Here is a 10,452-nt window from a genome sequence, read left to right as displayed (position 1 = left end):
GCCGCACAACAGCGGCCACGGGAGTCAGGAACGGTGCCGTCACCGGACAGTTCGAGCAGCACGTGCGCGCGTTGCTCGACCTGCCGCTGGGTGACCCGACGGCGCGCCAGCCCTGGGCGGTCATGGTGAACATCCTCGGCGGACCCGAGACCGATTCGCTGGAGAGCCGCTTTCCGGCCGTGCTCGCCGCGCACCCCGCGGTGAAGGTGCACACCTACGGCAAGGCGCCGCGGCCTGGGCGCAAGGTCGGCCACGTCAACGCCTTCGGCGACGACGTGGATGCCGTCGTGTACGAGGCACGCGCCGCGGCCGCGTTCTTCGTCGACTGACCTCCTCGCCCGCCGCGGGCGTTCCGAACTGCACGGGGCGCCGGATGCCACGGGCCGGAGCGCCGTGCACGGCGGGCGGGATGCGTGGCGTTGCGGGGTTCTTCCAGCGCGCCGTCCTAGCCTGGTCGGGTGACTCGCGCTCTGCATTCCTCGGCTTCCCCTCTCGTCGGCGTCGTGATGGGATCGGACTCGGACTGGCGCGTCATGAGCGATGCCTCTCAGGTGCTCAGCGAGTTCACGATCGAGCACGAAGTGGAAGTCGTCTCCGCTCATCGCACGCCCGACAAGCTGCTGCGATACGGGCGTGAGGCTCGGGAGCGTGGCCTGCGTGTGATCATCGCGGGTGCGGGTGGTGCGGCTCATCTGCCGGGCATGCTCGCGTCGGTCACCGCATTGCCGGTGATCGGTGTGCCGGTGCAGCTGGCGACGCTCGATGGGCTCGACTCGCTGCTCAGCATCGTGCAGATGCCGGCGGGGATTCCCGTTGCGACCGTGTCGATCAACGGCGCCAAGAACGCCGGTCTGCTGGCGGCGCGGATCCTCGGTGCGTCCGACGCCCGGATCGCCGACCGTGTCGAGCACTACGCGCGCACCCTCGAGGCGCAGGTCGAGGAGAAGAATCTGCGCCTGAAGGAGTCACTGTGAGCACGGCCGCACCGCCGCGCTCGCCGCGAGCCGCCGCCGAGCCGGTGATCGTCGGCGAGCAGCCGATGCGTCGACCCGACACACGGTCGCCGCGCGTGATGACCCGCCGCGCCTGGTGGCTGCTGGCCCTGAACTTCCTGGTTCCCGGCTCGGCGCAGGTCCTGGCAGGAAGCCGGCGCCTCGGCCGGGTAGGGCTGACGGCGACGCTGATCATGTGGGCGGGCGTGGTCGTTGCGGCCGTAGCGGCTCTGGTGTGGCCGACGCTGCTGTTCACGCTCGGCACCAACGCGGCCGCACTGCTGGCCGTCCAGCTGGTGCTCCTGGCCTACGCCGTGCTGTGGGTCGTGCTGACGATCGACACCCTCCGTCTGATCCGCCTCGTGAATCTGCGAGCGGGAGCGAGGCCGCTGGTGGCGACGCTCGCCATCGTCGGGCTCCTCGTCGGCAGCGGCGGCGCTGTCTACGCCGCCCAGCAGCTGCTGGCGCCCGCGCGCGAGGCGATCGCGTCGATCTTCACGAACAACGCGCCGCCCGTTCCGCCGTCCAACGGCTACTACAACTTCCTCCTGCTCGGAGCCGACAGCGGACTGGGCCGGGACTCCATGCGGTTCGACAGCATCTCCGTGGTGTCGGTCAACGCCGAGACCGGCGCGGTGCACATCACCGGCATCCCGCGCGATCTCGCGTACGCGCCGTTCGCCGACGGTCCCATGCACGATCGGTACCCCGACGGTTTCGAGGGGCATCCCTCGCCGACGTGCGGGTGGGGGCCGGGCATCAATCAGCTGATGAACGCGGTGGAGATCTGCCAGCCCGACGAGGGCAAGGACATCTACCCGGATGCCGCGGCGAACAGCTCCACGCCGGCCGTCGAGGCCACGAAGGATGCCGCGGAGGGCATTCTCGGCATCCAGATCCCGTATTACGTCTTCGTCGACATGAAGGGCTTCGCCGACATCGTCGACGCGCTCGGCGGCGTGGACATCACCGTGCAGGAGCGGCTGCCGAAGGGGGGCGGACCCACCTACGAGGGGGAGCCCGCCGAGGACTGGGCGATCGGGTGGATCGAGGCGGGGCCGCAGCACATGGACGGCGACACGGCGCAGTGGTACGCCCGGTCGCGGTACACGACGAGCGACTGGGACCGGATGCGGCGGCAGCGTGAGTTGCAGCAGGCGATCCTCGCGCAGGCGAACCCGGCGAACGTGTTGAGCCGTTTCCAGGCGGTCGCCGCGGCGGGTTCGGACCTCGTCAAGACCGACATCCCGGACTCGATGCTCGGATTCCTCGTGCAGTTGGGCGTGAAGGCCAAGGAGCAGCCGGTGCAGACCCTCGAGCTCACCCCCGAGGGCGCCGGCATCGACACCGACAACCCGACCCCCGACCAGTACGCGCACGTGCGCGACCTCATCCAGCAGGCGCTCTATCCGCCGTCTCCGTCTCCGACGAGCGAAGGCTGAGGCATGGTCGCGACTCTGCGCGTGGTGCTCGACCAGCTCGTCGCGCCGACCGACCCCGACCTCGCTCTCGCATCGCGCGAGACGGGGCGTGCCCTCGTCGCGACCACGCCCGGTGGGTGCGAGGTGGCGGCGATCGTTCCCTCAGCGCCCGATGCCGCGGGCGATCTCGAGGGGGCGGTGCCCGGACTCGCCGACGTCACGCGCGCCCCGCTGGCAAGGCGTGAGCTCGCCGCCTCGTGGCAGCTCGGGCTGGCACCGGGGATCGGCGGGGGAATGATCCACTCGCCGACTGCGCTCGCGCCGCTGGTCAAGCACGATCGCGTCCACGACAACGACCAGACCGTCGTGACGATGTGGGATCTTTCGGCCTGGGAGCGCGCGGGAGAGATGCCGCGGACGGCCGTCACGTGGCACCGGGCGATGCTCAAGCGCGCCCTGAAGCACGCGGATGCCGTCGTGGTGCCGAGCCACGCGATGGCGCACCATCTCGCGGAGATCGCGCCCCTCGGCGACCGGATCCGCGTGATCGCGGGAGCCGCGCCGGCCGGCTTCGCCGTTCCCACCGACGAGGTCGGGCGGCGGCGGGCGCTCGATGTGCCCGATGGGTGTCTCGTCGTGCCGGGGTCGTCGGCGGCCTCGGCGGGGCTGTCCACCGCTTTCGCGGCCATCGCCGCGGCGGGAGCGGACCTGCCGGTCGTGGTGATCGGTGCGCCCGAGGGGGACGAGCCGGCCGTTGCTGAGCTGGCGGCGGCATCCGGACTTGCAGAAGGGCGTGTGCATGTGCGCGGCGCCCTGGAGGACGCGGATCGCGCGGCCGTTCTGGGCGGGGCGGTGGCGTTGCTGGCTCCGTCGACGCTGAGCGGTTTTCCGTGGCGGGTCGTGGAGGCGTTGGCCGTCGGTGTTCCCGTCATCGCCGCGGACTCCGAAACGCATCGCGAGGTCGTCTGGGACGGGGGAGTGCTGGCGCCGGCGTCGGAGGACGGTGCGTTCGCGGACGCGCTCGCCGGTCTGCTCGGCTCAGCCGCGGCGGTCGAGCGGCAGGCCGTGCTGGCCGCGGATCGCGGCCGGGCCTTCTCGTGGATCAGTGCCGCGGAGCGGATCTGGCAGCTGCACGCCGACCTGTGAGGACGCGGGATCGGGGCGTGTCTTCGGCGTGTCTGGCCTGTCCCGGTGGTATCAGCACGTCACATCAGTAACAATGGTCACGTGCGTACTCGAAGCCGGTCCCCCCGCCTCATATGGTTGCTGCAACGCCGTTCACCAATCGGTGGCTTCGTGGCAGTCTTGGCGCTCGTGGCGTCACTGGCGGTGGCGCTCCCGGGGCTCAGTGCCACTGCGGCCGATTCGGGGATCGTGAAGGCCGCACCTGTCGTCGGATTCAACGCCGAGAACATCATCTCCGACACGCTGTTCTACGACGGAAACGCGATGTCGGCAGCCCAGATTCAAACGTTTCTCGATGGAAAGATCGGGTCGTGCTCCAATGGCCTCTGCCTGAATGTCTTGACGCTCACAGCCGACAGCCGCCCGGCTTACTACTCCCAGACGACGGGCAACCTCGTCTGCTCCGATCTTGCGGGCGGCACAATGCGGGCGTCGGAGTATATCTATCGTGTGCAGGTCGCGTGCGGAATCTCCGCCAAGGTGATCCTTGTGACGATGCAGAAGGAACAGGGGCTGGTGACCGACAGCGCCCCCACCGATACCCAGCTCCGCAAAGCGATGGGGCACCTCTGCTCTGACAGTGCACCATGCGTTACTGCGGCATCGGGGATCGCCAACCAGATATTTGGCGGCACCGAACAACTCAAGAAGTATAAGGCCACCGCCTTCGGCAAGCAGCCAGGGCCGAACTGGGTCGGCTACCACCCGCCGGACAAGAACGGCAACGACTATTGCGGCGGAACGACGCTCAATATCCGTAACTACGCCACTGCAGCGCTATACAACTACACGCCGTATCAGCCCAACCCGGCCGCGTTGTCCGCCGGCCAGGGGCTCGGAGACGCCTGCTCAAGTTACGGTAACCGGAACTTCTACACGTTCTACACGAGCTGGTTCGGGTCGACCCAGGAGAATGTGGATCCCTGTAGGGCGCCGGCGCCGAGCGCGGTCACGCCAGCGTCGGGCGAGTACGTCACGACAGACCTTCTCAACGGACGCGCAGCGCCGACTACAGACTGCCCCACCATTCTTAACGTGTTCTCGCCCGGCACGGCGGTTACGCGAGTGGCGACTTACGGCAGCTGGACGAACATCCGACTGTTCGGGATCTACTACTGGGTGTCCAGCGCTTATCTTTCGCCGGCGCCAGCGCCGGGCTTCACCACCGATCGCGTGCAGGGCGCGGATCGCTACGAGACGGCGGCCGCGATTGCTGCGCAGACAAACCCACAGGGCAGCGCTACGGTGTACGTCGTCTCTGGCGAGGACTTCGCCGACAGCGTCATCGGCGCCACGGTCGCAGCCCGAACGAAATCTGCGCTGCTTCTGACGGGATCGGTGGCGCTTCCACCGGCGACTGCGTCGCGGCTGCAATCACTGAAGCCCAGTCGCGTGATCATCCTGGGCGGGCCCGACGCCATCTCTGCCGGAGTCTCTGACGCGATTCAGCAGGTCGTGGGAGCGCAGACGAGCGTAGATCGGATCTCGGGCGTAGATCGATACGAAACAGCTCGCCGCGTCGTCGCGTCCGGATGGCAGTCGACCGCCAAGGTCTTCATCGCAGCAGGAGCGGCCTTCCCTGATGCACTCTCTGCCACGTCCGTCGCTGCTGCCCAAGGAGTCCCTGTTCTCCTTGTCGACGGGCAAGTTGGACAAATCCCTCAGATCACGATCGAGTTGCTCCGTCAGCTGGGGGTGACGACCGTAGTACTTGCGGGAGGGCCCCAGGCATTGAGCGCGGGAATCGAAGCTCAACTCAAGTCTCTCGGCATTTCCGTGCAACGCGTCAGTGGGGAAGATAGGTACGCCACCAGCCTTGGCCTTGCTCAGCAGGCCTACCCTGGCTCGACCCCGCGAATCTTCATGGCTTCGGGGGCGATATTCCCCGACGCGTTGGCAGGCTCGGTCCTTTCGGCAGGCCTCAACGCCCCGATGATCCTGCAGCCCGATGGCTGCATGACGAGTCCGGCGAAGGATTACGCGAACTCCCATCGGGCGACCCGCATCACCCTTCTGGGTGGCCCAAACGCTCTCTCTGATGCGGTTGCACGCGCCGAGCGGTGCTGACATCAGAGGAGACCGCTGGCGCGTGAGGCGGGTTTCGCCATCCTTCTCCGGGAGGTCAGCGCGAGCGGCGGAGTCGGTTCTTCTGCCGGACGACCCAGCCGCGGATGCGTGTGTCGATCGTCCGCGACAGATTGTGGAGGATGAGGTCGGCTCGTGCAGCCAGTCGGTCGTTCTGCGTCTCGAGATCATCCAGACGCGTCTGCAGCTGGGTGATAGCTGATGTGAGTCCATCGATGCGGTTCGTGACGTCTGCTACAACGGCGGAAGCGTACAGAGGAACGCCGAGCCCTTCCGTCTGTGCGTAGGCGCGCAGTTGCTGGTCGCGATATAGGCGATTCGCGAATGCGTGGTCGTCGACCGCCGCGTGCACGCTGTTGCCGATGACGCCGCGAGCGCCCGGTCGCTGGTGCCAGTAGGCGAGGGGCCTGTCGGAGACGTATCGGATGGGTTGCAGGGAGACGACAGCCAGGTTGAATGCCCAGTCGCCGGCTGCGGGAAGCGACTCGTTGTACGGCCCGATCACATCGTGAAGCTGGCGTCGATAGACGAATCCGATCGGAACGAATCGGTTGAAGCTGAGCAGATCCGTGAGGAGAATCTCCTCATTATGGGCTTCGAGGACGTACCGCCCGGATTCAATGAACTCGCCATCGCACTCCTCCTCCAGGATCACCTCTGTGCGGGCGACGACGCCGTATTCTTCGGGCGCGGCGTCGAGGAAGCTCACCGTCTCGGCGAGGAAGTCCGGATGCCAGCTGTCGTCGTCATCGTGGAGGACGACAAGGGATGCCACGCTGCGCGCGATGCCCGCGTTCGCAGAAGGCCAACGACCGAGCGACTCCGAGTGGTGCACATGTCGGACGCGTTGACTAACGCTTGGGGGGAGTTCACCGATGACCGACTCGACGGTCTTCGGGTCGCCTCCGTCGTTGACGACGATGGCCTCCCAATTCGTGAATGACTGCTCGGCGATGCTCGACAGAGCACGCCGAAGAAGCTGCGGTCGGTCCTTCGTTCGAACAATGATCGAAACGCGAGGCGTGTGTTCGCTATCCATGACGTAGTATTGCCACCCCTTCGTGACTGGGTCCATCGAAAGCGACGCGTCCACCCTTCAGGACAATCGCCCGCTCGCAGAGGTCGGCGACCATGTCGAGGTCATGGCTCACGACGATGAGCGTCTTTCCCGCATCGTGTAGTTCGCGGATCCTCTTGAGGCACTTGCGTTGGAACGGTTCGTCACCCACAGAGAGGATCTCGTCGATGAGCAGGATATCGACCTCAGTATGGATCGCAACGGAGAACGCGAGCCGCAAGAACATCCCCGATGAGTAATGCTTGACCTCAGTGTCGATGAAGCGCTCGATCTCGCTGAAGGCGACGATATCCGCGAATCGCGCATCGGTCTCCTTCTTGGTCATCCCCAGAATCGCCGCATTGAGATAGATGTTCTCGCGCCCGGACAGATCAGGGTGGAAGCCGGCGCCCACTTCGATCAGGCCGGCGACGCGTCCGCGCGTCAGGACCGTGCCTGTGTCCGGTCGGAGTACTCCAGAGATCATCTTCAGAGTCGTGGACTTCCCGGACCCGTTGAAGCCCAGAAGCGCGACCGACTCGCCAGTCCCGACGGAGAAGGAGACACCATCCAGCGCGCGGAAGTCTGTCGTCGTCTTCTTGCGCTGCATCGCCGCGACGAATGTCTCCTTGAACGAGTGGGTGTGCCGCAGGACGAAGGCCTTTCGCACATCATCGATGACGACGCGCGGTTGCGATTCAGAGGTCTTGAGCAAAACGGCTCTCCAGGCGACGGAATACGGCCTGACCCACGACCAGGATCAGGAGAGAGATGAACAGTGCGAAGCCGCTGAAAAGCCACATGTGAGGCATACTCTGACCACCCGCGGGCTCGAGCGGAAGCCAGATGCCGTAGTGAAAGAGCTCCACTGCCGCCGTGATCGGATTCAGCTGGTACAAAGTGAAGAGCCAGGGCGACACCCGCCCCTGAACCATCTCCCACTGATACATGACTGGCGAAGCCCAAACCGCGCACATCAGGACGATATCCACGAAGCTCTGCGCGTCTCGGAAGGTTACGTTGATCGATCCGAACAGCATGCCGAGACCGGTGGATAACAGCCCAATGATCAGGAGGGCCAAGAGAAGCGCTGCCACGTTGAGAACGGTCGGCACCCAGCCGAGAATCACCGCAATCGTCAAGATCACCACGATCTGCGGCAACGTGTTCACAATGGCGACGAGAACGCTCGCCACCGGAAACATCTCGCGCGGTAGGTAGATCTTCTTGATCAGCGCGGCATTGTCGATCAACGACCGCGTACCGTTCGCGAATGCCTCATTGAAGAAGGTCACGACCGTGATCCCCGCGAGTAGATACACCGGGAAGAACTGAACGCGGTCGTTTTGCCCAAGGAAGACGCCGATCGCGATGAAGAACACGAAGAACTGGATCAGAGGTTTGACGTATGACCAGAGCCAGCCGAGGACGGATCCGCGATACCGGATCTGTACCTCCTTACGCACCAACAGCGTGAGGAGATACCTGTGCCGGAAGACGCCGATTAGGCCGAGACCGCGGCCAGGCGCGATGAGCGCGCCGTCCGCCGATCCGGGGGTGGACATCATTGCGATCCTTCAGGTCTGAGTGGGAGCAGAATCCCAACGATCCTAGTTGCTCGTGGCTGGGGGCGCGGTTGGACAGCTACACTCGGCGGTCGGGGACTGGCGGTGGTTAGTGGGAGCGGGTATGCGAGAGCTTGCGAGGCGGATGCTGCCGCTGAGGGCGCGCCGCGCCGTCCTCGACATGATCCTGCGATCCCGGAAGCATCGTCAGCTGAGGCGAGCGCGCAGAACACTGAGGAAGTTCAGCCGGCGCGGGCATGTTGTGCCGACGAGCTTTGGAGTAGCCGCACCTGGCGCGCAGCCTGTGATCATGTGCTTGTGGCACCGACCGGATCGTTTCGAGGTGATCCTCGACGAACTTGCCCAACAGGAGCTCGACTGCAAGATCGAGCTTTTGCTCTGGAACAACGAACCCGGGAACGACGAGCTCTACCGTGACATCCTCGCTCGTGGTCTTCGTGGTGCGGTCTCTCAGGTGCAGTTGTTCTCGAGCCCGGTTAACGTCGGCGGCGCGGGGCGCATGCTTGCTGCAGACGCTCTGAAACGGAAGGGGTATCGCGGCGCAGTTGTGATGATCGACGATGACCAGCGAGTAGCTCCCAGCTTCGTCCGCACCCTTCGGGATGCATGGTCGGAGCACAGTTATGTCGGCGTGTGGGCATGGCGCATCCACGGCGACTACTGGGATCGCAGCGCTGCGGGCGCGGGCCAGTGCGCCACATACGTCGGAACCGGCGGAAGCATCGTGGATGTGTCGCTGCTCACAGACACGTCGTTACGTTCCGCGCTCGATAGCGCCGACCTCATGCTCGAGGACCTCTTGCTGTCGTGGCGTGCGCACCAGCTCGGCTTCCGCGTGATCGGCAGCGACGCGCCCTTCGATTTCGTCGTCGATGAACACGCCCAGTGGCACGCTCTCGCGGAGAAGAAGCCGACTCTTTATGCACGGCTCGGACGTTTTGCGCCCCTCCCCCGTGACGGTGACGCCGAGCACCGGCTGTCAGGGAGCTAGCAGCGGTCGGCTGGTAGGCTCGCCAGGTTCCGCCCACGCGGACGAACCCACCACAGATTCCGAAAGATCTTCTTCGTGACGCCTCTCACTGTCTTGGGCCAGGTAGCCTTGTTCCGTCTTGTCGCCGGTGCCGAGCAGCTGGAATCGATGTCCGAACGAGAGCGGCGCCTCTTGGTCGGCGCGTTGAACTTCCACGCGCTCATGGCCGCAGATCGGACCTTCGACGCCCACCTGTACGAAGGTTCGTGGCAGGACCTGCCGCGAACGACGGACGACGCGACTTTTCATGGTCTGTCACGCAGCTTCGCGCGGCGAGAGCTGAGTCTCACGGTCCGCAGCGTCGTTCCCGCTGAACGACGCGTGCATCACCCTCACGAGCTTGACTCAGACGAGCTGGTAGCCCACCCGTCGCGACACCTTCACATTTCGCGTGACGATGTCCTCGAGAAAGAGCCTCCACGTGACGTGGTAGGCGGGGGATACCGCCGCGTCTTGCGGAAGCTCCGCAATTACGCACCATTGCTCTACGACGAGCTGAGGGACGTGGAGCTTCGTCGCCATCGTGCTGGGCTGACGACTCGTGCGGACCGCCGAGATTATGACCGCGAGTTTCGCGACGGCGGCGCCTTCGAAAGTGTCCCCCTGGTACTCGCGGCTCCGACCGAGGAAGGCAGTACTTCCGCAGTGCTTATCGGGCTCCATTGGTTTGAGCTCGGGGGGGCTGAGCGCTGGGCGTTCGAGACGGTGCGCATCGTGCGCGAGGCCGGTTTCCTTCCGATCGTCCTGACGAACCGAGACTCCCATCAGGCATGGATTGCGCGTGCTGAACTCGACGGTGCGCTGGTGATCCCGTTTTCGGAGCCGACGGTCGCGTCGCAGACCACCGGCACTGAGCAGTTGCTGCGGGCGCTATTCAGGTCCTTCGAGATCCGAGGGGTTGTTGTGCACCACAATCAGTGGCTATACGATCGTTTGCCCTGGATTACCCGTTCGCGTCCCGGCATCCCGGTAATCGACTCGACGCATATCGTCGAGTATCGCGGCGGGGGCTATCCGCGCGCGAGCGCGGTGGCGACGGAGTCGATTTCCACGCACCACGTTATCTCTCCCTCGCGGAGCGCTGGATGCGCGAAAT

General features: G+C 65.3%; 9 protein-coding genes and 1 pseudogene. 7 read left to right on the top strand and 3 right to left on the bottom strand.

Features of this window, described 5'->3' with window-relative positions; genetic code table 11:
- The 5 genes and pseudogenes from I5I_RS05760 to I5I_RS16035 all read left to right on the top strand — a co-directional run.
- Nucleotides 1-329, top strand: a pseudogene (locus tag I5I_RS05760) (5-(carboxyamino)imidazole ribonucleotide synthase); the annotation flags it as partial.
- 177 nt (nt 330-506) lie between these two features.
- A complete protein-coding gene (purE, locus tag I5I_RS05755) occupies nt 507-974 on the top strand; it encodes a 5-(carboxyamino)imidazole ribonucleotide mutase (RefSeq protein WP_036317520.1) in 468 nt (155 codons plus the stop codon).
- On the top strand, nt 971-2,434 hold the full coding sequence (locus I5I_RS05750) for an LCP family protein (protein WP_036317518.1): 1,464 nt from the start codon (nt 971-973) through the stop codon (nt 2,432-2,434). The genes purE and I5I_RS05750 overlap by 4 nt, the downstream gene beginning before the upstream one ends.
- 3 nt (nt 2,435-2,437) lie before the next feature.
- Nucleotides 2,438-3,559, top strand: a complete 1,122-nt coding sequence (locus tag I5I_RS05745; RefSeq protein WP_036317517.1) for a glycosyltransferase — start codon at nt 2,438-2,440, stop codon at nt 3,557-3,559.
- A 168-nt stretch (nt 3,560-3,727) separates the two neighbouring features.
- Nucleotides 3,728-5,665 (top strand): cell wall-binding repeat-containing protein, encoded by a 1,938-nt coding sequence (locus I5I_RS16035; RefSeq protein ID WP_187289915.1) that lies wholly within the window; start codon nt 3,728-3,730, stop codon nt 5,663-5,665.
- A gap of 55 nt (nt 5,666-5,720) precedes the next feature.
- Here I5I_RS16035 and I5I_RS05735 read toward each other — a convergent pair whose 3' ends face one another.
- From I5I_RS05735 to I5I_RS05725, 3 genes are read right to left on the bottom strand one after another with little or no spacing between them, the layout of a single operon-like run.
- Nucleotides 5,721-6,722 carry a glycosyltransferase family 2 protein gene (locus I5I_RS05735; protein ID WP_051039498.1) on the bottom strand — a complete coding sequence of 334 codons (1,002 nt, stop codon included), beginning with the start codon at nt 6,720-6,722 and terminating at the stop codon, nt 5,721-5,723.
- A complete protein-coding gene (locus I5I_RS05730; protein WP_036317515.1) occupies nt 6,715-7,455 on the bottom strand; it encodes an ABC transporter ATP-binding protein in 741 nt (246 codons plus the stop codon). Before I5I_RS05730 ends, I5I_RS05735 begins: the two co-directional genes overlap by 8 nt.
- Complete coding sequence (locus tag I5I_RS05725) at nt 7,439-8,305, bottom strand: ABC transporter permease (protein WP_036317526.1); 867 nt, start codon at nt 8,303-8,305, stop codon at nt 7,439-7,441. The genes I5I_RS05730 and I5I_RS05725 overlap by 17 nt, the downstream gene beginning before the upstream one ends.
- A gap of 343 nt (nt 8,306-8,648) precedes the next feature.
- On the opposite strand from I5I_RS05725, the gene I5I_RS05720 reads away from it, so the two are divergent.
- Nucleotides 8,649-9,317 (top strand): hypothetical protein, encoded by a 669-nt coding sequence (locus I5I_RS05720; RefSeq protein ID WP_148285497.1) that lies wholly within the window; start codon nt 8,649-8,651, stop codon nt 9,315-9,317.
- A gap of 75 nt (nt 9,318-9,392) precedes the next feature.
- Nucleotides 9,393-10,452 (top strand): glycosyltransferase family 4 protein (locus I5I_RS16030; RefSeq protein WP_148285496.1); only part of this gene is annotated, 1,060 nt, incomplete at its 3' end.

Origin of the sequence: Microbacterium sp. B24, from assembly GCF_000333415.1 — a bacterium.
GTDB lineage: Bacteria > Actinomycetota > Actinomycetes > Actinomycetales > Microbacteriaceae > Microbacterium.
This window is presented reverse-complemented; position numbering and strand designations above follow the sequence as displayed.

Coding starts and splice junctions, on each gene's coding strand:
- I5I_RS05745 (WP_036317517.1), top strand. CDS start 2,438: ATGGTCGCGACTCTGCGCGTGGTGCTCGACCAGCTCGTCGCGCCGACC.
- I5I_RS05735 (WP_051039498.1), bottom strand. CDS start 6,722: ATGGATAGCGAACACACGCCTCGCGTTTCGATCATTGTTCGAACGAAG.
- purE (WP_036317520.1), top strand. CDS start 507: ATGGGATCGGACTCGGACTGGCGCGTCATGAGCGATGCCTCTCAGGTG.
- I5I_RS05725 (WP_036317526.1), bottom strand. CDS start 8,305: ATGTCCACCCCCGGATCGGCGGACGGCGCGCTCATCGCGCCTGGCCGC.